This window comes from Paenibacillus bovis (assembly GCF_001421015.2).
Taxonomy (GTDB): domain Bacteria; phylum Bacillota; class Bacilli; order Paenibacillales; family Paenibacillaceae; genus Saccharibacillus; species Saccharibacillus bovis.
Genome location: NZ_CP013023.1, coordinates 4994547 through 5018240 on the forward strand (window position 1 = coordinate 4994547; position 23694 = coordinate 5018240).

At 48.8% G+C, this 23694-nt stretch carries 18 protein-coding genes and 1 riboswitch; of the genes, 7 read left to right on the forward strand and 11 right to left on the reverse strand.

What is annotated here, in order from left to right:
• Positions 1–8: 8 nt before the first annotated feature.
• From isdE to isdC, 5 genes are all read right to left on the reverse strand, one after another.
• A complete protein-coding gene (isdE, locus tag AR543_RS21405; protein ID WP_227871913.1) occupies positions 9–869 on the reverse strand; it encodes a heme ABC transporter substrate-binding protein IsdE in 861 nt (286 codons plus the stop codon).
• Positions 870–1176: 307 nt separating this feature from the next.
• Positions 1177–5202 (reverse strand): NEAT domain-containing protein, encoded by a 4026-nt coding sequence (locus AR543_RS21410; protein ID WP_158524000.1) that lies wholly within the window; start codon positions 5200–5202, stop codon positions 1177–1179.
• 119 nt (positions 5203–5321) lie between these two features.
• On the reverse strand, positions 5322–5810 hold the full coding sequence (locus AR543_RS21415; protein WP_060536343.1) for an NEAT domain-containing protein: 489 nt from the start codon (positions 5808–5810) through the stop codon (positions 5322–5324).
• A gap of 114 nt (positions 5811–5924) precedes the next feature.
• The gene (locus tag AR543_RS21420; protein WP_060536344.1) at positions 5925–6404 is read right to left on the reverse strand and encodes an NEAT domain-containing protein; all 480 of its coding nucleotides are present in this window, start codon (positions 6402–6404) and stop codon (positions 5925–5927) included.
• A gap of 45 nt (positions 6405–6449) precedes the next feature.
• Complete coding sequence (gene isdC, locus AR543_RS21425; RefSeq protein ID WP_060536345.1) at positions 6450–6923, reverse strand: heme uptake protein IsdC; 474 nt, start codon at positions 6921–6923, stop codon at positions 6450–6452.
• A gap of 445 nt (positions 6924–7368) precedes the next feature.
• On the opposite strand from isdC, the gene AR543_RS21430 reads away from it, so the two are divergent.
• On the forward strand, positions 7369–8346 hold the full coding sequence (locus AR543_RS21430) for an ABC transporter substrate-binding protein (protein WP_060536346.1): 978 nt from the start codon (positions 7369–7371) through the stop codon (positions 8344–8346).
• Here AR543_RS21430 and AR543_RS24455 read toward each other — a convergent pair.
• Positions 8337–8594 carry a hypothetical protein gene (locus AR543_RS24455; RefSeq protein WP_162495393.1) on the reverse strand — a complete coding sequence of 86 codons (258 nt, stop codon included), beginning with the start codon at positions 8592–8594 and terminating at the stop codon, positions 8337–8339. The genes AR543_RS21430 and AR543_RS24455 overlap by 10 nt on opposite strands.
• Between AR543_RS24455 and AR543_RS21435 the strand changes: the two genes are divergently transcribed.
• From AR543_RS21435 to isdG, 3 genes are read left to right on the forward strand one after another with little or no spacing between them, the layout of a single operon-like run.
• Positions 8522–9541 carry a FecCD family ABC transporter permease gene (locus AR543_RS21435; protein ID WP_227871914.1) on the forward strand — a complete coding sequence of 340 codons (1020 nt, stop codon included), beginning with the start codon at positions 8522–8524 and terminating at the stop codon, positions 9539–9541. The two genes, AR543_RS24455 and AR543_RS21435, sit on opposite strands and share 73 nt — an antisense overlap.
• Positions 9541–10332 carry an ABC transporter ATP-binding protein gene (locus AR543_RS21440; protein ID WP_060536347.1) on the forward strand — a complete coding sequence of 264 codons (792 nt, stop codon included), beginning with the start codon at positions 9541–9543 and terminating at the stop codon, positions 10330–10332. Before AR543_RS21435 ends, AR543_RS21440 begins: the two co-directional genes overlap by 1 nt.
• Position 10333: 1 nt before the next feature.
• Complete coding sequence (isdG, locus tag AR543_RS21445) at positions 10334–10669, forward strand: heme oxygenase (protein WP_060536348.1); 336 nt, start codon at positions 10334–10336, stop codon at positions 10667–10669.
• A gap of 153 nt (positions 10670–10822) precedes the next feature.
• Here the strand turns inward: isdG and AR543_RS21450 are convergent, their stop codons facing one another.
• The gene (locus AR543_RS21450) at positions 10823–11914 is read right to left on the reverse strand and encodes a helix-turn-helix transcriptional regulator (RefSeq protein WP_060536349.1); all 1092 of its coding nucleotides are present in this window, start codon (positions 11912–11914) and stop codon (positions 10823–10825) included.
• Between the two features lie 724 nt (positions 11915–12638).
• Here AR543_RS21450 and AR543_RS21455 point away from each other — a divergent pair.
• The 3 genes from AR543_RS21455 to AR543_RS21465 all read left to right on the forward strand — a co-directional run bounded on the left by AR543_RS21455 (position 12639) and on the right by AR543_RS21465 (position 17189).
• Complete coding sequence (locus AR543_RS21455; RefSeq protein WP_060536350.1) at positions 12639–13826, forward strand: slipin family protein; 1188 nt, start codon at positions 12639–12641, stop codon at positions 13824–13826.
• A 267-nt stretch (positions 13827–14093) separates the two neighbouring features.
• The gene (locus tag AR543_RS21460; RefSeq protein ID WP_060536351.1) at positions 14094–15242 is read left to right on the forward strand and encodes a virulence factor; all 1149 of its coding nucleotides are present in this window, start codon (positions 14094–14096) and stop codon (positions 15240–15242) included.
• Positions 15243–15401: 159 nt separating this feature from the next.
• Positions 15402–15597, forward strand: a riboswitch (Lysine riboswitch).
• A 104-nt stretch (positions 15598–15701) separates the two neighbouring features.
• Complete coding sequence (locus AR543_RS21465; RefSeq protein ID WP_060536352.1) at positions 15702–17189, forward strand: amino acid permease; 1488 nt, start codon at positions 15702–15704, stop codon at positions 17187–17189.
• A 217-nt stretch (positions 17190–17406) separates the two neighbouring features.
• Here AR543_RS21465 and AR543_RS21470 read toward each other — a convergent pair whose 3' ends face one another.
• From AR543_RS21470 to xylA, 4 genes are all read right to left on the reverse strand, one after another.
• On the reverse strand, positions 17407–18375 hold the full coding sequence (locus AR543_RS21470) for an arabinan endo-1,5-alpha-L-arabinosidase AbnA (protein ID WP_060536353.1): 969 nt from the start codon (positions 18373–18375) through the stop codon (positions 17407–17409).
• A 407-nt stretch (positions 18376–18782) separates the two neighbouring features.
• Complete coding sequence (locus AR543_RS21475) at positions 18783–19904, reverse strand: transglutaminase domain-containing protein (RefSeq protein WP_060536354.1); 1122 nt, start codon at positions 19902–19904, stop codon at positions 18783–18785.
• Between the two features lie 647 nt (positions 19905–20551).
• Positions 20552–22048: a xylulokinase gene (gene xylB, locus AR543_RS21480; protein WP_060536355.1), complete on the reverse strand. Its 1497-nt coding sequence runs from the start codon at positions 22046–22048 to the stop codon at positions 20552–20554.
• Positions 22049–22271: 223 nt separating this feature from the next.
• Positions 22272–23588, reverse strand: coding sequence for a xylose isomerase (gene xylA / locus AR543_RS21485; RefSeq protein ID WP_060536356.1), 1317 nt, complete (start codon positions 23586–23588; stop codon positions 22272–22274).
• Between the last annotated feature and the right edge of the window lie 106 nt (positions 23589–23694).

The window sequence follows — 23694 nt, forward strand, 5'->3', positions numbered from 1 at the left end:
CATGATGATCAGATTGCCGGATAAAGCATTTTTACCAGCTCATCCAGTGCAGCATCGGCATTCAGACTAGCTGTTGTGCCAAACAGCGGCTCCGGCAGATCATATACATGTCCTTTTTGCACCGCGTTAAAATGCTTCCAAATATCATTTGTTTTGAATTCTTCATCAAACATTTTTACTACTTCTTCCGGCATACCATGAGCAGCCCGCAAAATAATATCCGGATTGGACTGCTGCAAATACTCGGTATTGGATGCCAGATATTCTACACTCTCTCCCTGCACCACATTGGTACCTCCGGCAATACGAACCAGATCCCCGATATATGAATTCTCGGTAGCTACCAGATAGCTGCCTGGTACACCTAGCAGAATCAGTACTTTGGGGGAAGACTTGCCTTTTACCTGCTGCTGGATGTGTTTTACTTTATCCTGCAGCTTAGTGATAACCTGATCGGCTTGCTTGGTGCGGTCAAAACGTTCGCCCAGCTTGCGGATTTCCTTTTCCATATTGCCGAGACTTTCCAGATTCAGAAATTCGGCATTGACGCTCATATCCTTGAACTTCGGTTCCAGATCATACTTGAGCGTAGTGACCGATAAAATGTCGGTTGGCTGCAAAGACAGTACTTTTTCCATATCCGGGCTCATCGGATTACCAACGTCCGGTACACTGGCATAACGATCTGGCAGGCTTTTGCTGCTGGTCGGTTTGCCAACCAGATCCAGTTCCAGCGCATTCGCAATCTCGGTAATAGCGACTGTAGTCGCAACGATACGTGCCGGATCTTGGGCATCTGCATTCGCCTGCGGCGCTGCAGATGTGGTCATGGTACCTGCCGACGAAGAACAGCCGGACAATATGAATATGAATACAAGCAGCAAGATGACTGGACGAGATGATTTCCATGATATGTGTCTGTAGCTGCCTGGTATGCGTCCAGGGCTACCTGCTGTACGGGAACGCTGCTGTTTGGGTAAATGCACGTCGTTTTTCCCTCCATGATTTAACTATTTGCCAAAATGCCTGCAAGTCCTGGCACCGGGATGTACCAAGACTTGCAAGCGAGCTTCTATAATGCCTGATAGCTCCCGTATGATGTTGATCGATGATCCTTTTGCCAATATGCACGGCTGTTCTAAAGCAGAGTCAGTTGTGCATATTGGCAGTGTAGTTCTATTCTTTTTTGGCCTTTTTGGTGGATTCATCGAATTTTAGCTGTACGTTATACCAGTGGTCATACGGTACGCCGCCAATGATCAGGCCAGGTACAACGACATGGGTATAGGCATTGATTTTGCCGGACAGGTTATCGACCTTAAAGCGTACAACGCTTCCTTTATCTGTTGAAGAGACCTTCTGTACGTTCTGGAGTACCCCATCCTGCTGCACCTGAAGAACGGGCATCCAGCTGCTATTATTCAGTGTCAGCTCGGCGTACATCTGGCCGTTTTCCTCTACCAATGTAGCTGTAGGCTTGATATAGTCGTTCATCACGGATAGCTCATTGCTTTTGTCCTTGTATACTTTTACGCCAATGCTGTATTGCTGCGCTGCTACCTGTGCGGTCGGCGTTTGGGTAGCTGTGCTATTGGCTTTATTCGTGTTATCCGCACTATTTGCGTTATTGTCCGAATGATTGCTGCCGGTTGTTATTTCTCCAACCGGAACTGCTCCGGCGGTAGCGGACGGGCTGGTTGGTGCGACTGTCGGTACTGATTGCTTGCTGTCACTTGCAGATTGCAGGGTAGAACGGTCAAAAAGCAGCTGACCACCCATTTTCTCATTATGGATATAACGGGAAGGCAGATGGGCTTGAGCGAAAATACTGAGTTTGCTGTCCAGATTCGGTACTTCAAATGTTATGGTGCGGGATTTGCCATCCTGTGATTGGGCAACGATCTGCGGTGCCGTATATTTGCCTGCATGATCGGTCATAAACACAGGTACTGCTTCGTTGTCCATAATATGCACGGTGGCATATACTTTGCCGTTTTTGGCGGTCAATCGGGCGGTTCGATCCAGATACGGTGTCAGGACAGAATCCGTATCGGTACCATTTTTTAAAATACGGTAGGTGGCGGTGTAATCACCGTCGGCAATATTGTTATTGCCTTTATCGCTGCTTGCATTTGTTGCTTTGCTGTCTGCAGTCACAGCGCTTGTATCAAATTTGAATTCAAAATCGTATACCGTATCATTGCTGCTGTCTGCTGATGTGCTGGCGATGCTGACACCGCCGTTCGTTACGAGCTGGGCCGGTACATTTTTGGTGTAATCGGACACGCTAAATTTGACGGTTTTGGTATTTTTGGCTTCGTCGCTGCTGATGACTTCGGCATCTTTGTAGCCATCACTACTGCTTACACGCAGTGTTTTGATCCTATTGCCGTTGCTCAGTGTCAGTGTGACATAGCGGCTGTCATTCTCCACAGTCAGCTGAACGGGTTGATCGCTTGGCATAAAGCGTTCCAGCGGAGTGGATGTACCGGAAGCGATACCCGGCATCACGATGCTGAATGGCAGCTTGTACGTGCCGGCTGCCAGCTTGGCAAAGTCCAGTGGAACGGCAGTTGTTGTCGTGGATAATATTGGTGCCTCATACGAAGTGAGCGAGCCTACCTGTAGATCTACATCATACGTATGATCGTAATCCATACCACCGATCACCAGATCGGGAACGATAACATGGGTGTTTACTTTTACTTTGCGCGGCAGATCCGCCACTGTGAACTGTACGATACGGGTATCACCGGAAGTGGAAATGACTTCTGCTTCCTGTCCGCCTACTTTGAACGTTTTGATCCAGCTGCTGTTTTTGAGCAGTACCTGTACCACATATTTGCCGCCTTTTTTGATAACGGTTGCCGGTTTGCCCAGATAGCCATCCATAACGGATGTGTCCTTGGTTCCGTATTTGTAGGCAGTCAAGGAAGCACTGTAGGTTCCGTCAGCCATACCGTCTGGTGTGGTAGGCTGCTGAGGTGTCGGAACTTCCGGTACAGGATTCTCCGGCGTCGGAACCTCCGGAGTGGTCGTATCCGGCAGTAACCCCGAAGTATCAAATTGCAGTTGGACCGTATACCAGTTGTTATAATTTAGAGCCGGTATTACTACATGGGTATAGGCTTCCACTTTTTGTACCGGATTTTCCAGCGCGAACTCAACAACGCGCGTATCATTGCCTGTCGACACCGTTGGTGCTTCTTGAAGCTTGCCTGCCACCTTGGTTTGGAAAGAAGGAATCCAGGAACTGTTTTTCAGTGTCAGGCGAATTTTATACTTGCCGGCATCGGCAATCAATTGTGCCGGCTTGGCTGTATAACCATCCATAACAGAAGTTTCATTCGTACCATTTTTGTACACGTTAAAATTCACATCATATTGTCCGTCTGCAATCGTGCCTGTACTTGGCGCCGTTGTTACCGGGCTCAAGCTGGAAGCATCGAATTTCAGACGAATCGCGTAATCCGCTTCGTATGTCGGTGTTGCTTTGACATGTACCTGCGCTTTGAGAATATCGTCCAGATTGGCTACCTGGAATCGAATCTGACGTGTATTATTGGCGGCATCCTGACTAATCGTTGTCGATTCGACGAGCTTGCCATCCACCTCGGTTTTCAGGCTGGTTACGATACTGCTGCTTTTCACGGTAAAAGATACATCATACCGGCCGTCTTTGGCTGTAAATGTAGCAGGTGCGGTAAAGTAATTGGCCATCGAAGAAGGCTGGTCTTTGGTGGCATGCAGAACACTATAATTCAGCGTGTAATCGCCATTTTTGTAGAGCGGCGCCTGTACGCCACTGCCAAACTTGAACTGTACATAGTACCAGTTGTCGTACCCGATGCCGGGAATAACGATATGTGTATAGGCATCTACTTTTTGTGATACGTCATCAATCGGGAATTGAACAACACGCATATTTTGGGAATGATCTTCCGAAAGGGTGTCTACTTCGGTATAAGTCCCATTTTGTCTGGTTTGCAGGGACGTGATCAGATTGCTGCTATTGACGGTCAGGCGGATATACTGTTGATCGCCTTTGGTTACCAGCTGGGCCGGCTTATTCATATAACCATCCATGATGGAGGTTTCTTCGGTCCCATTTTTGAGTACGGTATAGTTAATATCTGATACGGTTTCTTCGATCAGACTGCTGTTGTCGAATTGGAATTGTACGGTATACCAGTTGTCATAATTAAGAGCTGGAATCGTAACATGTACCTTGCCGGATACTTTGGAATTGCTCGTTGTCAAAGCATCGGCAGGGAATTGTACCGTACGTGTATTGTTGGCTGTATCTTTAGCAATAATGCCTGCATCGACATACGAGCCCTTTACATCGGTCTGAAGCCCGGTCACCGTGCTGCTGCTGTTGATCCCCAGCTGGATATAGCGTTTATTGTCCGCTGTCGTCACCAGGGTAGCCGGTTTTTGCATGTAACTGTCCATCATGGATGTCTCGCTTGTGCCATCTTTGAGAACGGTGTAGTTCAGGGTTTGCCGGGTACCTGTTGCAGGTTCAACCAGCTCGGGGTCTACCGGATTGGACGGCGTTTCTCCCGTGTTGTCTTTGGTCAGGGTCGATGTATCCAGTATCAAATAACCCGAACCTGCCACATCATTGAACTTGTAATTCAGAGTGATTGGACTGTTCAGATCATAGACGTCAAAATGGACTCTCGTGTAGTTCTTGGCTGCCGAATGATTGGTTGCAGCCTGCGTCTCCTGCGTATAGACCGCTATGCTGGTCTGATTGCTTTGAGTCGCGGTGATGTCGGTAAAGCTTGCTGCATTGATACCGCGGAAACTGAATGTGTAGTGACCATTTTGGGCAATAATACGACCGGGACGATCGGCATTGCCGTAGCTTTCACGGAAAGCAGTCACTTCTCTGCTCGTATCTGTGGTACGAACGACTTTGTAACCGATCGTGTACTGTCCGTCTGCATACGTATTGTAAGTAGCCGTAGTAGCGGTCGAATAATTAAACAGGCTCATCGGGTCCTGCGAAGGAACGTGGATCGGTGCGCCAATCGGTGCATACGTATTCTCGCTTACCGTACCGGATGAAGAATCATCGTAGGTATCTGTACTTACGCTGCTCGCTTCACTGCCGCCCTTCTCCTCTGCGAAGGCCAAAGGCAGTGCCGGTGAAACGATGGAGAACAACATCACAAAAACAATACATGTAATCAAATATGGTGCAAAGCGCCTTTTCAAAGTCATGCTCCCCCTGTTAACAAAATAGACTTATCCGGAGCCATACGGCCCCAGATAAGCAGTAGTCATCTATCTACCTATTTGTATTTTTTAGTTTAGATACTGTCTTGATCAAACAAATACTGCACAGTGTACGTATGGTCATATGGTTGACCTGCTACATCTGCAGGAACGACTACACGAATCTGGGCATTTACTTTGTTTGACAGGTTGCTCACCGGGAACGTATAGGTTACCGTGTCACCACTTGTTGTCGACGCAGCAGCTACATAAGTGCCATTTTGTTGTGTTTTAAACGATTTGATCCAGTCTTTGTGGTTCAGTGTGACTTTTACTGTGGCTTTGCCGCCGGATACGATCAGGGTAGCCGGTTTTTTGGAATATTCGGAGTTATCCATATAAGACGCATTGTTCGTGCCATTGGCATAGACAGTATAATCGATCAGATACGTGCCATCCGCTATAGCTGCCTCCGCTTTGGATGCTCCCGGTGCCAGCAGAGCGCCAATCAATGCTACGATCATTGCGATCATCAGAGCTTTGAGCCATGTTCCTTTTTCCATACGGTTCATTGTCATATTCATTTGGATTCATTCTCCTTCTTGTGCAGTTTGAATTACGTTTCTTCTTTCCCCAATTCCACCTTACAAAGCGTAGTGTAATAAAGCTGTAGTTTCTCTATATAAAGAAACTCGTCATTACTCCGCGTTGGAAGAGTCAAATTTCAGGTCTACATTGTATTTGCCTGTGTAATTGATTACCGGAATTTTGATCTCGGCATAAGCGTTTACTGTTGCATCCAGATTGGATACCGGGAACTCCACAACACGGGTGTTGTTCGCTGTGTTGGTGCTAACTACAGTAGCGTCAACCAGTTGACCATTTTGTTCCACTTTGAACGCTGTGATCAGATTGCTGCTGGTGATTGTGATGCGCGCTTTGGTTACACCATTTGCTACAGTTACGGTTGCCGGCTTCACCACATAGCTGTCCAGGCGGGATGTACTGGTCGATCCATCGGCAAGTACTTTGTAATCTACGGAATACGTGCCGTTGGCCAGCGCTGCGTGAGCTGCACTTACAGGCAGTACAATCATGGCCAGCAGCGCTGTCAGCACAACAGCCAGCAGGGTATTTTTAAAGTTCCATTTGGTCGAACGGTTCATCGCAATATTCATAGTAACACTCTCCTCGGTAGGTATGATGGGATATGGATCATTGCATTATTTGGATTTCTTCAGACTGCTACGATCGAATTTGAAGCGAATCGTATAGTCATGGTCGTAACTGTAAGACGGTACGGTGACATGGATTTGCGAGATCATCGCATTGTTCAGATCGGCGACCGGGAATTGGACAACACGCGTATCTTTGGCAGTATTGGTCTTGATTACCTTGGTGTCCACGATTTTGCCTTTGTACTTCACCTTGAACTTCGTTGTCCAAGCGCTGTGGTTAACGGTAATCTGCATCGTCATTTTGTTGCCGGTCACATAGAGTTTGGCCGGCTTTTCAAAATAATCATTGGCCATAGATACGGAATTGTCTTCCGCGCGGAGTATGTCGTAATCGATGGTGTATGTACCTTTCGCCGGTCGGCTGGATGACGCTGTAATAGCAGACGATGGAACCAATACGACCATGATCATGGTAATCATCAGTATCCACAGTACCGGTAATGCATATTTCTGCTGCATATCGGACAGGACTCCTCCTTTCATGTGAAATTGAGTTGAGCTTGATTTAATTGATTATCATTCTCAATTAAATCTAAAAAATAAATGTCCTACTGGACATGTGAAATGCTTAATTTTCCCTCCCCATCCTAATCAGGGAAGCTGTGTGCATTACACAATGCCCATGTTAGACCAGATTTTTGATCTTTGTCAATACGTCAATTTTGGCGTAATACCTTATTTTTAAAGGGTTTTATTTCTCTGATAAAGATTTGTTTCCTCTATACGCCCTAATCTCTCAACCGCCCCAGCTTGGTTATAAAACATTAAATTAAATTTTAAATTTATTTTATTATTGACGTCACAAATGATATTAATTATCATTTAAGTCAAGCTTGGTAATTGAAAATGATTATCATTTAGCTTAAATAGCTTGTATACAACATGCAGGGGGACTTTTATTCACATGAAAGCTTCACATTTTGGCGTATCCATCCTGCTCGTCTGTACGTTGGCTGGATGCAGTCAACCTACTGCTTCACCCACAGGACCTGCTGTAAATGCAACGTCTGCAGCAGCTGCCAGCACGCTCTCTCTGACAGACTTTGCCAATCGTACTATACCGCTGCAGCATATTCCCCAGCGAATCGTAGCTCTCAGCAACGGGGATGTCGATATTATCTATGCACTGGGTGGAACGGTCGTGGGACGCCCTACTTCTACAGGCAAGGCACCTGTACCCGCTGCCGAAAAGGTACAAACTATCGGCTCCACCCATGAGATTGATCTGGAAAAGATCGCTTTCCTGCAGCCGGATGTCGTACTCGGTAACGCACCGCTCAATGAAAAAGATATTCCGACGATCGAAAGTATCGGAGCTCAGATGGTACTTAGCTCGGCTAACTCTGTAGCGGATATCCAGCGGCAGATCACCCTGTTTGGACAGATGCTTCAGCGTGAAGACCGGGCCAGTCAGCTGAACGATGAACTGAAAGAGCATATCCAGAAGCTGTCCACCTCTGCCAAAGCTGCTGCCCATCCACCAAGGGTGCTGCTCGTCTACGGAGCTCCCGGTACATACATGGCCGCTCTGCCCAATTCGCTCAGCGGCAACATTCTGGAACTGGCCGGTGGCATCAATATCGCTGCCGATCTGCCGGGACTTCAAAATTATCCCCAGTATGCCCAGCTCAATACCGAGCGGATTGTGGAAGCCGATCCGGATTATGTACTCATCATGACCCATGGCAGCGGAGACGAAGTCAAAGCAGGCTTTTTAAAGGAAATGCAGGAGAATCAGGCATGGAGCAGTGTCAGTGCGGTCAAACATGGTCGGGTGGACGTTCTGCCATCGGATCTGTTCGGTACCAATCCAGGTACACGGGTTACCGAAGCGCTGGACCTGATGCACGGTCTGCTGTATCCGAATAAGGCTCATGAGTAAGCCGGATCGTCAGCAGTCTGGACGTATTGGGCGATGGCGGCGTGTATGTTCGAATCTGCGACAACGGGCACGTCTGGACCTGCGACAACGGGCACGTCCAAATCTGCGACAACGAGCACGTCCAAATCTGCGACAACGAGCATGTCCAAATCTGCGACAACGAGCATGTCCAAATCTGCGACAACGGGCACGTCCAAATCTGCGACAAAGAGCATGTCGCAGATGGATACTCGCCATACTGCTTCCATTGCTGCTTGTCCTTGTATCTATCTATGGGATTGTACATGGAGCGGTATCTATTCCTTTACAGGAGCTAATGGCAGTCTGGATGTATGGTCAGGAATCGGTATATCGCACGATTGTTATGGATCTGCGCGTACCACGGGTATTGGTTGGACTGTTAGTCGGTGCCTGTCTCGCTGCATCCGGTGCGCTGCTGCAAGGGGTTATGAAAAATCCGCTGGCTGATCCGGGGATTATCGGGGTCTCGGCAGGCGGCGGACTGGCAGCGATGATCACGATGGTCATCCTTCCCCAGTTCAGCTATCTGCTGCCGATCACTGCTTTTGCCGGGTCCTTTATTACTGCTATCGTTATCTATGTTATGGCGTGGGAACGCGGTGCTGCCCCTGTCAAAATTGTGCTGGCAGGCGTAGCTGTTAATGCGCTGCTCGGTGCTTTTACGAACGGAATCATGGTTATTTTCAGCGACCGGGTTCAGGCGGTGCTGCCATGGCTATCCGGTGGGCTGAATGGCCGCAGCTGGCATCATCTGGAGTTTATGGCGCCGTATGCGATTATCGGGCTACTACTCTGCCTGTTCGCGATCCAGCCTGCCAATCTGCTGCTGCTGGGAGACGATTCGGCGCGGCTGCTCGGTCAGCGTGTCGAACTGCAGCGATTCATGATTATTATGCTGGCGGCACTACTGGCAGGTACGGCGGTCAGTGTTGCCGGACTCGTCGGATTTGTCGGACTGGTCGTACCACATATGATCCGGCTGCTGATCGGGGAAGATTATCGGTTTCTGCTCCCCTTCTCGATGCTGGGCGGCGGGGTACTGGTCGTTTTTGCCGATACGGTTGCCCGCTCCTGGTTCGATCCGATTGAACTGCCGGTCGGTATTCTGCTGGCTGTACTCGGTGCTCCATTTTTCCTTTATTTATTAAAACGAAAAGGGCCGGTGCTGTCATGATGAATGCGATTGAAGCCAGCGGTATCCAGCTGAACCGTGGACACTTCCGGCTGGAAGATATACATATCTCCGTGCCTGCCGGACAGCTTACTGCGATCGTCGGACCAAACGGCTCCGGCAAATCCACCCTGCTGCGCATTCTGGTTCGTCTGCTGCAGCCGGATCAGGGTCAGGTGAGCGTACATGGCAGACCGGCTGCAGCGTACAGCCTGCGCGAATGGTCGCATACCATTACCATGCTGCCGCAGTTAAAGGAATCACTGCCACAGCTGACTGTACGCGAACTGGTCGCCTATGGACGCGCGCCCTACAAAAAAAGATTCCAGCCGCTGCAGGGTGCCGAAGACCGGGCAATTCTGGATCAGGTTATGCAGTGGACAGGCATCTCCATGTATGCCGAGCGCATGTTCCACACGCTGTCCGGTGGCGAGCAGCAGCGGGCGCGGATTGCTATGGCACTCGCCCAGCAGACCGATATTGTGCTGCTCGATGAACCGACTACCTTTCTCGATATTGCCCATCAGTTTGAAGTGATGGATATGCTGCACCGGATCAACCGGGAGACCGGACTGACCATTGTGATGGTACTGCATGATCTCCAGCAGGCTGCCGCTTATTGTGATTACATGATTGCCCTGCGACAGGGCCGACTCGCTGCCTGCGGTCATCCGCTGGAGCTGCTGACCGACGACTTTATCCGCGATATCTATGGAATGAATGCCACTATCCAATTTAAAGGGAAGTATCCGGTTATTCTGCCGGAGATCCCTCACCACTCAGGAGGAAACTAATATGATTATCGTAACCAACACATCCCAGCTTACCAAAGGCAGTGCCCACCTGCTCGTCGAGCGTTTTGACAAAGTCGGCAAAGTGGAATTTATGGAAGGTTTTCTCGGTCTGGAAGTATTGTTCAACGACAGCAACAAAGAGTATGACGAGGTGACGATCAGCACACGCTGGGAATCCAAGGATCATTTCCAGGGCTGGACACGCAGCGATGCTTTCCGTGAATCCCACGCCCACCGCAATATTCCGGATTATATCCTGGATAACAAGATCACTTTTTATGAAGTGAAAATTGTACGCCAGCCGCAGACAGCGCCGGAAGATCAGGCAGCGGTATAAGCAGCGGATTGAATAGCAGTATGTATACAGGTAACAAAAAGCGAAGGCACTCTACCGCCGAGGTAAAGTCCTTCGCTTTTACTTTTATATTTTATCCTTATACAGATAACCATGATGCACCGACATCTGTAGATACAATATACATAACGATAGTTATGCCGACGCCTGGCGAACCGATGCTATCAGCTCCAAATACTGGGTATCACCCAGTCCGTAATGACTGAACAGAGAAAATAACTGTGGCAGCAGCTGTTCGGCAGAATCTCCAGGATGACTGCGAATAAATGCCGCTATTTCATTGTCAGGCTGCTGCAGATTGAGATACAGCCGGACTCCCTGATACATGACAGGCAGCAGTGGTTCCTGTGGCATCTGCTGATTCAGCAGTACCTGACGATAGATCCCGGCAAATGAACCCAGCTGGATAGCTGTCTGCTGCACCTCATACGTCTGCTCCTGCACCACATTGACATAGATCGTGCCCTGGTAATATTTTTGCTCCAGATAAGCCAGCAGGGTCAATAGATTGATCTGACAGAACATATCGTCGCCAAACCAGAGCACGATACAGCGATATTCCTTTTCCATCAGAGGCTGCAGCGGTTGGATCACAATCTGTTCATACTGCTCCAGTGAGCTGCCATGCCCCTGCGCCCGTACTCTGCAGAACGGATCGCCAAAGATCTCTTCGGTAGTCTCGTGTACACACATTGCTTCATTAAAAGGAACATAATCGCTTCGGCCCATCCACTGATTCTGTCTGAATTTCTCAAACATCATCTGCCCGTTCAGCACATTCAGAATCTCATGCTCGTACAATTCCTCGACCTGACGCTGCAACTGTTCAATACCTTGTTTGCCGGAAATATCCATCGTTAATTCCCTCCCGTATGAATCAATCGTTAATTTGATATAGGATTGTATCGGCTGAGGATGCTGCCGAAACGCATGAGGTGTGACCCCGAGTACATCCTTGAATGATCTGGAAAATGCCTCCTGCGAGGAATATCCATGCTCTACTGCAATATCGATAATCCGCTGCTGCGTCTCTGCCAGCCGGATGCTGGACAGAAAAACCCGGCGCAGCTGAATATACTTTTTCATGCTGATGCCTGTATGATGCCGGAACAGAAAGGAACAATAGTACGGCGAATATCCTACACTCTGCCCCAGCTCCGCCAGCGAAAATTCCTCCAGCAGATGATCTTCCAGCCAGTCGATCATGTGCTGAACCTGCTCACTCATGCTGCTGCCTCCTTTGCCCATGTTCTTCTTGTTCTTCTTGTTCTTCTTTATTATAAAGAATGCACTGCTCTACATTTGATTTGAATTGTGCTTCTATGCGATATGCCGTTTTTTGCTGTGCAATCCAGCCGAAGAAAAACAACCAATGCCGATTGATCGCTCACTTGTATCTATGATCCTTTTTCCAGAAGTGTACTACTTGTCCTTGTCGCCATACTTGCGCCCTGTTCATGAAGCACCGGATCAGCGATGATAATAAAGCGTCCACTACGAATGGCTTACCCTTCAGGCTGCGGATCTCCAAGATCCGGCGGTGCCGCATACAATGTATGACGGTATGTCGTAATGTGCATTCGTCTGTACGCCCTATGAAATAGAAGATCGGGTTCGAATCCCACTCACCTTTCACGTGAGCGCAGGTAGCGCACTCCACTGTTAATGGAGCTTTATTAAAATCAAATCTTTGCAGCAGGAAGTTCTCTGGGTACCGCCAGCACGGGGTACCACGCAGCAGCGTACTTTGCAGCCAGCGGATTCGGCAGTTATCGTGTTCGGGCAGATCGTAAGGAAAGGCAGACCAGCAGAATCAGGCGAGTCACACAGCCGGATTCATGCCGTTCTCCCTATTTGGCGCTTTGGTTCGGCAGATGCTGTCTCAAGCTCAGGCTCCGTATGTGATGCGAGAGAACTTCCCGCACAAAGACAAACTCAGGAGGAAACACCCATGACTATGATCCAACCACAACCTTTACATAAAATACATATTGCCGCCGACGAGCGCGGACTGCTGTTCGAGCAAGGCAGTTACATCAAAACACTGAAGCCTGGCAGCTATCGCTTTCTCAATCTATCCGGTCAGACCACGATTCGGCGCTGCAAGCTTAGTGAGCCGCTTCAGTTCACGCCAACCGATTGGAATCCTACCCATACCCAGGACGAAGCTGTTCATATCCGGCTCTATCAACACGATGCCGAATTGATGCGTGAACTGACTGTCGTCGAAGTCAGTGACCATGAATATGTGATCCATCTGGTCAATGGCAAATATAATGCGCTGCTGACAGCCGGTACGTATGTATACTGGAATGTACTGCAGGAGCACCAGTTTATCCATGCGGATATCCGTCAGCCTGTTGTAGGACCGGAGATCAGCCGCAGTATTCTGGCGAAACTGCATTCGCATCTGTATGTCGTCGATATTGCCAGCCATGAGACCGGTCTGTTGTACTTTGACAATCAGCTGCAGCAGCTGCTGCCACCGGGCCGTACCTTCTACTGGCGCGGTCCGGTTAATGTCACGGTCAAAAAGATCGATCTGCGCCGGCAGCAGCTGGATATGACCGGTCAGGAGATTCTGACCGAAGACAAAGTCACGCTGCGGTTAAACTTTGTCTGTCAGTACAAAGTAACCGATCCGCTTCAGGCAGCAGAGATCAAGAATTTTGACGAGCAGGTCTACATCCAATTGCAGCTGCTACTGCGCGAATATGTCGGCACGCTCAAGCTGGATGATCTGCTGCGCATGAAGCAGGAGATCGGTGACTTTGTTTTGAGCCGCCTGCAGACGCAGAGTGAGGAATATGGTGTGCAGTTCCTGTCCGCCGGTCTCAAGGATGTTATTCTGCCTGGCGATATCCGTACCATCCTGAACACTGTACTGCTCGCCGAGAAAAAAGCGCAGGCCAATATGATTACCCGCCGCGAAGAGACGGCCTCCACCCGCAGCCTGCTCAATACCGCCAAGCTGATGGATGAGAATGCTACGCTTTACCGGCTCAAGGAACTGGAGTTCCTGGAGAAAATCTGCGAGAAAATCGGCACCATTTCCCTGACCGGCGGCGGCAATCTGCTGGAACAGATGAATGCGCTGATGGGCATGAAAGAGACAGCTGCTGCACGCGATGCCGGCTAATTCTATATGTGATCTACCAAAAAGACGATTCTGCCTGTTTATCGATCAGGCAAAATCGTCTTTTCATTTGACCGGATCAATCTTCATCGTTTTCTCATGTGCCAACCTTTTCCTCTTTGGGTTACAATAGTATAGAAGAGATCTGCCATATGTATTCGGCAGTCTTACAGGATGGTTCTTACTCATGATGCGATAATATCCGGCTGCAGCAGGCTATGTATCTGCATTTTGCATAATCACAATTTGATATACGGAGGTCTATCTATTATGAAAATTATTTCGATTGAACCTACACCCAGTCCGAACACGATGATGCTGCGTCTGGACGAAGAGCTGCCTCAGGGTATCCGCAAAACCTATACGCTGGATAATGAGCGTTCGGCTCCTTCCTTTATTCGTGAGATGCTTCATATTAATGGTGTTAAAAGTGTATTCCATACGGCCGACTTTGTCGCTCTGGATCGTCGTGCCAGTGCCGATTGGTCAGCTATTCTGAACGAAGTGCAGGATAAGCTCGGTCAGCAAGGTATCGAGAACAAGCTGGAAGTGCCGGAAGATCTGTCAGGAGATCATTTTGGGGAAGCGAATGTATTCGTCCAGTTCTTCCGCGGTATCCCGATGCAGATCCGGGTCAAAGCCGGTACCAAAGAAGAACGCATCTCTCTCGCCGAACGATTCGTGCAGGCAGTAACCGAAGTTGCCAGCGCCACCCTTATCAAGGAGCGCAAGCTGACCGATTATGGCGTACGCTACGGGGAACTGCCGGATATTGCCCGCGAAGTAGAGCAGGAACTGGAAGCCGCTTTCCCACAGGAACGTCTGCGTAAAATTATCGATCAGGCTATCTCCCATGGTGCCAGCAATGAAGAATTCGTCGAACAGCGCCGCGGCATGACGCTAGAGGAGATTACCGAATCCATGAACAGTGAAGATTGGCGTGTACGTTATGCCGGCTTTGACGTACTGGAACCAACAGAGGATAGTCTGCCGCTGATCGAAAAGGCATTGTCGGATGAGAAAATGCAAATCCGTCGCCTTGCTGTTGTATATCTCGGCGATCTGAAAACGCCAGCAGCGATGGAGCTGCTCTACCGCGCACTGGAAGACAAATCGGCTGCGGTTCGTCGTACAGCCGGCGACACCCTGTCCGATATCGGTGATCCGGCAGCAACACCAGCCATGCTGAAAACCCTGCAGGACAGCAGCAAACTGGTACGCTGGCGGGCTGCCCGCTTCCTGTACGAAGTCGGTACCGAAGAAGCACGAGAGGCGCTGGAGACTGCAGTCGAAGATCCGGAATTCGAAGTCAGCCTGCAAGCGCGCATGGCGCTCGAACGCATTGAATCCGGGGAAGAAGCCGCTGGTACCATCTGGCAGCAAATGGCGAAGAGTCGTCAGCAAAACGCTTCCAGCTAATCGACTTTATATTCATTCTGTACAAAATCATTGCCAAATGTCTGCTAAGCACGTATACTGTAACACGTCCATGTCAGCTAAACCACTTAGACAACACAGGTTGTACGCAACAGGCTGATATGAACCTATAACTGAATAATATGCCTCATCACACATAACCGATGAGGTAGAGGTCGCAGCATGAATCAGTACAACCGGAGCAGGCGTAGAGCCGCCGCGAATCCCGGTTGAAAAGGTCCTGCTGCCGAAGTGCAGATTCCGCTCTGGGAATCCTGTGCTGGGGCTGTACCCGAAAGGGACAGAACTGTCACAATGAAAAAATCCAAGCATTTCATTGTGTTGAGCTATCTTAAAGGGAAAGTATGGTGCGGAATCTATAGAAATAGACCCGGCCTGGCCGCGGTCTATTTTTTTGGCATTCTTTCCCTGGACGATTATGAAGGAGTGTACACAAGCATCATGAGTTCAACCGTTAAGCCTACACCTACACCGGAGCCTCAGCTCCGCGCTGGCCTGCGCGCCAGACATATGACGATGATCGCCCTCGGCGGTTCGATCGGGACAGGATTATTCCTCGCCAGCGGCGGGGCGGTAGCCAATGCAGGTCCCGGCGGCGCTCTGCTCGCTTATGCCTGCGTCGGTATTATGGTCTATTTCCTGATGACGAGCCTTGGCGAGATGGCGACCTATATGCCGGATTCCGGTTCGTTCAATACGTATGCCGCCCGTTTCGTCGATCCGGCTTTTGGCTTTGCGATGGGTTGGAATTTCTGGTACAACTGGGCGGTGACGATCGCTGCCGAACTGTCCGCTGCTACGATTATTATCAAATACTGGTTCCCGGAGAGTTCTTCCTTCCTGTGGAGTCTGCTGTTCCTGGCCTTGATCTTCCTGCTGAATATCCTGTCGGTCAAAGGATACGGGGAATCGGAATACTGGTTCGCCATGATCAAGATTGTCGTTGTACTTGCCTTCCTCGTGATTGGCGTACTGATGATCTTTGGCATCATGGGTGGCGAAGCGATTGGCTTCCGCAACTTTACGATTGGCGATGCTCCATTCAACGGCGGGCTGCTCGCCTTTATCGGCGTATTTATGGCAGCCGGATTCTCTTTCCAGGGAACCGAGCTGATCGGGGTTGCTGCCGGTGAGAGCGAAAACCCGCGTGAGCATGTACCGCGTGCGATCCGTCAGGTATTCTGGCGCATTCTGATCTTCTACATTCTGGCGATTCTGGTGATTGGTCTGATCATTCCGTATACAACACCATCGCTGCTGGGCAGTGATCTGAGCGATATCGGTGTCAGCCCATTCACCCTGATTTTTGAAAAAGCAGGACTTGCTTTTGCAGCTGCAGCCATGAATGCCGTTATCCTCTCGTCTGTACTGTCTGCCGGTAACTCCGGTATGTACGCTTCGACTCGTGTACTGTATGCACTGGCTCGCTCCGGCAAAGCCCCGAAAATGTTTGGCCGTCTGAATTCCCGTGGCATTCCGCAAAATGCACTGATCGTAACCGCTGCTTTTGGCATGCTGGCTTTCCTGGCTTCACTGTTCGGGGATGGCGTTGTCTACAGCTGGCTGCTGAATGCTTCGGGGATGTGCGGATTTATTACGTGGCTGGGAATTGCGATCAGTCATTACCGATTCCGTCGTGCTTTCCAGGCACAGGGTCGTGATATGAATGATCTGCCATTCAAGGCAAAATGGTTCCCGTTTGGCCCATTATTTGCTTTTGTACTGTGTGCGATCGTTATCGTGGGACAGAGTCTGTCGTACATTACACCGGAAGCGATTGACTGGAAATCTCTGCTCGCTTCTTACATTAGTGTTCCGCTGTTCCTGATTCTATGGCTGGGTTATAAATGGACCAAGCGTACCAAAGTAATCCCACTGAACGAGTGTGATCTGGAGACTGGCGCGCGGCAGGATGATTCGGTATCATAATGCCGCACCATCAGCATCCAAAGATGTGATTAGTTGACCTTATACATTGGGATGCCTATCGCGAATCTATTCATACTCTAACCTTTACCAAAATATATACTCAAAAAGCCTTTCCGCTCTCTGTCTGTAACCGGATTCCGGGTACGACAGTGAAGCAGGAAAGGCTTTTTGAGTTACACCATACAGTAAGTTGTGGCAGATAAAGAATGTTACGAGATTAGTAGGTCGGCCAGCCGGCAGAATCATAATTCAGATCACTGATCAGCAGCTTCGGATTGCCACCATCGGTAGCATCGTAGGCATGACGGATAATCAGGTTGGTATTGTAAATGTCTTCACCGCCCGGACCTTTCCAGCGATCATTACCTGCATCGAGAATCGTAAAACCGCCTTTCATCATATCTACGCCATTTTTGTCCACATAAGGACCGGTAATGCTCTTCGAACGTCCATAGACAGTTTTGTAAGTGCTGTTGGCTTTATCGCAACATTTATCAACAGAAGCGAATAAGTAGTAGTATCCTGTCTGTGCATTGTACGTAATGGATGGAGCTTCAATCGCACCATCATTAACAGTACGTTTGGCAATAGAATAGATGCTGCCTGTAGGCTTCATCGTATTTTTATCCAATTTGGTAATTTTCAGACCTGTCCAGAATGATCCAAAAGCAAGCCAAGGCTGACCGCTGGCATCGATAACCAGTTCAGGGTCAATCGCATTGTAGTCTTTTGTGCTGTTCGAAGTCAGAACAACACCATCATCGCGCCAGCTGCCTGCGCCAACACTGCTTGCTGAAGCAAGGCCGATCGCCGATGTATTTTGGCCAAAATCAGAAGAGATCGAATAGTATAACCATGTACGACCATTATATTGTTTGACATCCGGTGCCCATACATCATTGGCACGATCATTTTTCAAGTTAGGAGCATATTGTCTCCACCAGGATAAAGGAGAAAGGAAAACCTGCGGCACACGATAAAAGTTGGTTCCATTATCAGACTTCAGAACCTGAATACCAGCGCCTGTTGAGAATACGTAGGTTCCGCTGCCTTCTTTGATATAAGATGGATCATGAACATTCACATCCCCACTTAGTGCCCAGTGAGCTGCGAATCCTTTGGTATCAGCAAAAATAGGCAGCAAGAGCGTCATAATAACCACCATCGTAAGTACTTTGCGTTTCATATGCAAGGAACTTCCACCCTTCTGAATCAATTTAACACTGAATAATCAGCCTGCGCTGCTCAATGTCTATACTTAATTATAAAGCGCTTTCAATAAATTAAAATATAATATTCACGTATTTGTATTTCATTTATATTTAGGTATCTTTTGCACTTTTTATAGTTAATATATATATAAATTAATATGCTTTAACATTAATTTATAAAGGTTATTATTGATATTGATAAAGTTGAATATGTACTTTTCGGTCTTTTGATTATTTTTCAAATTTAAATTGTATAATAATATGGAACTTTTTATCCATAAAAAAAGACCTACTGGTATTTAGCCAACAGGTCTTTTTAACTTTATTTATTTACTACTGAAGTTATACTCAAGTACAATTCAACTCCAGCTTGAAGTACATATTAGCTCCAGCTCAAGGTAACTTTCAGATCACTGGCACTGCTGATTGATTTCACACTGTAGGATAGCGACTTCACGCCAACCGAAGACAATCCACGCAGATCATTTTTCAGACTGGTCAGGCTGCCGTTATAACGGAAAGTCACTGCATTTTTGCCAGCTGTCTGAGCCGCCTGTACTTGCGATTTGAGGCCTGCTGCCGAACGAATCGTATCGGATTCGCTCGCTGTGGACACATAATTCAGTGTTTTCTCCAGCTGCTGGTAAACGCTGGTTTTGGGACCGCCCGCCGCAATTAGCTGATCCAGCGTGCTGTGATACGTTGTATTCGCTGCCGGGTAGGTTTTGGTCCATTTGTGATCCTGCTTCATCTGGGAGTCAGTCAGCAGATAGTAGGCTGTCTGCACATCATTGCCCTGATCTGGTACCGGATCATCCCAGGTCGTATCCAGGTGATACCATTTGCCGTCCAGGTTCACCAGATTCCAGGCATGCAGCTCGCCATCGGCTGTACCTTCGGCGATCATGTTCTGGATACCGGCTTCCTTGAGCAGCTCGTAAGTCAGCAGAGCATATCCCTGACAGACTGCTGTGCCATCATGCAGTGCTTCATATGCGGTATAGCGGGTGTATGTCTCATCATATTTTACATTGCGTACGACCCAGTCATGGATCGCTTTGACTTTCTCGTGGTCATTCATGCTGGCAGACACGATATTGGAGAGAATCTGCTGTACTTTATTTTTGACGTAGCCGGTCTGGGCAGTCGTCTCACGATAGTTCATCGTAACTGTCACGCGCGCAGAATAGGCATTCTGGCGCCAGCTGAGTCCATAGCTGTCCAGAATGTACTGGGTATACGGATCTTTTTCCAGCGCATTTTCGAATGCGTTTTGCAGCATGGTTTTGAGACCGCTGGTACTTCCTTTATATAAAAGAGTAATTTCGGCATCACGATTCATTAGCGATGTATAAAGCGCATTGGTTACATCGGTGGAACTGTTAACGGTTACCTGTGAAGAAGCCGCATAGATAGCCTGATTGGGAGTAACAGCAGGAAGTCCTGTAAACAGGATCGTTCCAGCCAGAAGGGTTTTGACCCAGATGGTATTTGATATTTTCATGCAGACGTAACCGCCCTTCTCCTATGATTTGCTCTGATTGTATTTATCGGCAGACAAGCCGGTTCCGGTAATAGAATGAGGGCGCTTTACCGATAAATTTTATGGTTATGTGTACGATGTATTACAGGGCTGATTCCGCTCTGCGCCCGAGATTTTCCAGGCCCATAGCATAAGACGCATCCAGCGGCAGATAGTTGCGCTAAATGAATGTATTATTTGTAAAAAAGTGTGAAATTACTATTATTTAATCAAATAATCTCACTATACAGGAAAGATCAAATCATACAAATGAAAAGTTAATCCTGGAGCAACCAGAATGCATCTTTTATTGCTATGCTATAGTATACTGCTTCCTTTGCTTTTATTGTAAAACTTTTTTGATCGTACAATCAACTTAACCGCTTATTCCGGTATGTATGCATGGATGCCGAAAATAAGCACAGCCCTTTTCCTGTCAAAAGAAAAAAGGCTGTGTAGTGAAACGTCTATATTAGCTTCTATTCTACTATCAGGGTCTGTTCTGCTATCCGGCTTTTCTCTTGATTCTCATGTCAGTTCTATCTTCTTTCTGCGGGTAGACTGCTATACGCATTAAAGAACCAACAGACATGTCTGTAAACCGGATGTATCCTCCCGATAGATCATCCTTATCCTCTAAAAGCAGCCAGCCGCCGGTTCAGGTCAGCCGTCTGATTGTAAATCTCCTGATAAATGACAAATAGCTGGTTATACTGCTCTGCCCGGTCCGGATCGGGTTCATACGATTTGGAAGTGCGCAGGAACGCTGCAGCGCAATCTGCCAGCGAATCGAACCAGCCGCTGCCGTAAGCAGCCAGCATAGCAGCTCCCATCGCAGGTCCCTGCTCATTCTCCAGCCGGACTACCCGTGCATTGAAAATATCCGCCTGCATCTGCAGCCAGGTCTCATTACGAGCACCGCCGCCTATGGAGATCACTTCGGTAATCTGTTTGCCGGACTCCCGCAAGATATCGATCGATTCCCGCAGGGAGAACGTAATACCTTCCAGCACAGCACGGGCAAAATGCGGCAGACGATGCGATGCATCCATACCGATAAAGCTGCCCCGGATATCTGCATCCGGATGTGGTGTACGTTCGCCGACAATATACGGCGTAAACAGCAGTCCATCGGCTCCGGCAGTAATCTCGTCCACGCCTGACAGCAAGGCTTCAAATGATAGTTCTTTGCCAAATGTGCTGCGGAACCATTCCAGACTGTAACCAGCAGCCAGCGTTACGCCCATGATATAAAAGGCATCTTTTTCCCCATGGTTAAAGAAATGAACTTTACCTTCAAAATCCAGATCCTTGCGTTCTTCATAGGACAACACAACCCCGGAGGTACCGATACTGCACATCGTCTGGCCTTCGCTTAGAATGCCTGCTCCGATCGCACCGCAAGCATTATCCGCGCCACCCGCATAGACACGCGTAGTCTCACCAAGACCTGTACGCTCCCGGACCTCCGGCAGCAGTCCGCCTACATCGTCAAAAGACTCTACCAGACGCGGACAAAGAGATAATGGCAGATCAAACGCAGTAGCAATCGTTTCGCTCCAAGACTTGGCGGTAATATCGAGCAGCAGCGTACCTGCCGCATCCGAATAATCCATCGCCAGATCACCGGTCAGCCGATAGCGTACATAATCCTTGGGCAGCAGGAACAGGGCTGCCCGGCTCCAGTTATCCGGTTCGTGTTCCTGTACCCACAGTATTTTGGGTAAAGTAAACCCTTCAAGCGCACGATTACGGGCAATTTGCAGCAATTCTCCACCCAGCTTCTGTTCGATCCGACGGCACTGGGAAGTGGTACGTGTATCATTCCACAGGATCGCCGGACGGACCACTTGATGATCCTGATCCAGCAATACCAATCCATGCATCTGTCCGGAGAAGCTCATGCCTTGTATCTCTTCTGCCGGTACGCCGGATACCTCCAGCAGTCTGCCCAGCGAGACCAGCGTCTGCTCTACCCAATCTTCGGGATTCTGTTCGCTGTATCCCGGCTTGGGTTGGGATAGCGGATACGACTCCGATGTCTCAAATGCCACCTGCCCCTGCTTGTTGACCAGCACCGTTTTGACAGCGCTGGTCCCCAGATCTACTCCAATAACGTAGCTCATAGTATTCCTCCTTTATAAATTGCTGAATGACCGATAGGATGGCTGCACACATCAAAATGATGCTTTACAGCGAATGGTATTCATACCAAAAATCGCTCCCCTGCCGGTTCCCTTACGGGACCCAGGGAAGCGATCATGGACTCTTTATGATGCAGACAACAGCTATCCGGATCACACCTGCAGGATCTGATACGATGCATGGCTGTCTGCTGTAAAGATAGGATTATTCAGTCACCAGATACTGGTTCAGTGTGGCTTTGAGCAATTCTTCACGGCCGGATTCATTCTGGCGCGGCTGCTCGTTGTTCAGCGCGTACTCTGCCAGTGAAGACAGTGTTGCTTTGCCGCTCACTACATCGGCACCCACGCCTTCGCGGAAGCTGCTGTAGCGCTGATCGATAAAGTCTTCGAACACGCGATCTTCCAGCAGACGGGCAGCCGTGGTCAGACCTTTGGCAAATGTATCCATACCGGCTACATGAGCGATTACCAGATCTTCCGGTGTAAAGGAAGGACGGCGTACTTTGGCATCAAAGTTAATACCGCCACGACCCAGACCACCATTTTGCAGCACTTCATACATGGTTGTTGTCGCTGCATACAGATCTACCGGGAATTCATCTGTATCCCAGCCGATCAGCATATCGCCTTGGTTCGCGTCGAGCGAGCCGAGCATGCCTTCTGTACGGGCTACACGCAGCTCATGCTGGAACGTATGGCCTGCCAGTGTCGCATGGTTGGCTTCCAGGTTCAGTTTGAAATGATCGGTCAGATCATATTTTTTGAGGAAGGAAATCGCTGTCGCCGCATCAAAGTCGTATTGATGCTTGGTCGGCTCTTTTGGCTTCGGCTCGATCAGGAACTGGGCATCAAAGCCGATTTCCTTGGCATAATCGACTGCCATATGGAACATGCGGCCCATATTGTCCTGCTCCAGTGCATAGTCTGTATTCAGCAGTGTCTCATACCCTTCACGACCGCCCCAGAATACATAGTTTTCCGCGCCCAGACGCTTGCCGACTTCCAGACCTTTTTTGATCTGTGCCGCCGCATGAGCATATACATCGGCATTACATGTAGAAGCTGCACCGTGCATAAAGCGCGGATTGCTGAACATGTTGGCTGTATTCCACAGCAGTTTTTTGCCGGTTTGCTTCATATGTTGTTCAATCATATCGACAATCGTATCGATATTGTTGTAAAATTCGCGAAGACTGTCTCCTTCGGGAGCGATATCCACATCGTGGAAACAGAAGTAAGGCATGCTCAGTTTGTCCATCAGCTCGAACAGTCCTTCGACGCGAGCTTTGGCCAGGTCCATGCCTGTATAGGAGCCCCACGGACGGGAAGCGGTTTCAACACCGAATGGATCGGAACCACCGGCAACGAGTGTATGCCAGTACGCCATACCAAAGCGCAGATGCTCTTCCATCGTCTTGCCCGCTACGATCTGGGACGGATTATAAAATTTAAAAGCATAGGGATTTTTGGATTGGACACCTTCGTAAGCTACTTTCTCAACATTTGCAAAGTAAGCCATTACATAAATCCTCCTCTTATGTGTTCATGGGCGTGAGATTTCGCGGCAGAACAGGTCGTCCATGATCGGTTCAGCTGTCGGCTGCGCAAAATAACCGCTTGAAAGA

What these genes read in the sequence shown, in the direction of transcription:
- AR543_RS21415 (WP_060536343.1), bottom strand. Translation starts at nt 5,810, where the DNA reads ATGAATATGACAATGAACCGTATGGAAAAAGGAACATGGCTCAAAGCT.
- AR543_RS21420 (WP_060536344.1), bottom strand. Translation starts at nt 6,404, where the DNA reads ATGAATATTGCGATGAACCGTTCGACCAAATGGAACTTTAAAAATACC.
- isdC (WP_060536345.1), bottom strand. Translation starts at nt 6,923, where the DNA reads ATGCAGCAGAAATATGCATTACCGGTACTGTGGATACTGATGATTACC.
- AR543_RS21430 (WP_060536346.1), top strand. Translation starts at nt 7,369, where the DNA reads ATGAAAGCTTCACATTTTGGCGTATCCATCCTGCTCGTCTGTACGTTG.
- AR543_RS24455 (WP_162495393.1), bottom strand. Translation starts at nt 8,594, where the DNA reads ATGGAAGCAGTATGGCGAGTATCCATCTGCGACATGCTCTTTGTCGCA.
- AR543_RS21440 (WP_060536347.1), top strand. Translation starts at nt 9,541, where the DNA reads ATGAATGCGATTGAAGCCAGCGGTATCCAGCTGAACCGTGGACACTTC.
- isdG (WP_060536348.1), top strand. Translation starts at nt 10,334, where the DNA reads ATGATTATCGTAACCAACACATCCCAGCTTACCAAAGGCAGTGCCCAC.
- AR543_RS21450 (WP_060536349.1), bottom strand. Translation starts at nt 11,914, where the DNA reads ATGAGTGAGCAGGTTCAGCACATGATCGACTGGCTGGAAGATCATCTG.
- AR543_RS21455 (WP_060536350.1), top strand. Translation starts at nt 12,639, where the DNA reads ATGACTATGATCCAACCACAACCTTTACATAAAATACATATTGCCGCC.
- AR543_RS21460 (WP_060536351.1), top strand. Translation starts at nt 14,094, where the DNA reads ATGAAAATTATTTCGATTGAACCTACACCCAGTCCGAACACGATGATG.
- AR543_RS21465 (WP_060536352.1), top strand. Translation starts at nt 15,702, where the DNA reads ATGAGTTCAACCGTTAAGCCTACACCTACACCGGAGCCTCAGCTCCGC.
- AR543_RS21470 (WP_060536353.1), bottom strand. Translation starts at nt 18,375, where the DNA reads ATGAAACGCAAAGTACTTACGATGGTGGTTATTATGACGCTCTTGCTG.
- AR543_RS21475 (WP_060536354.1), bottom strand. Translation starts at nt 19,904, where the DNA reads ATGAAAATATCAAATACCATCTGGGTCAAAACCCTTCTGGCTGGAACG.
- xylB (WP_060536355.1), bottom strand. Translation starts at nt 22,048, where the DNA reads ATGAGCTACGTTATTGGAGTAGATCTGGGGACCAGCGCTGTCAAAACG.
- xylA (WP_060536356.1), bottom strand. Translation starts at nt 23,588, where the DNA reads ATGGCTTACTTTGCAAATGTTGAGAAAGTAGCTTACGAAGGTGTCCAA.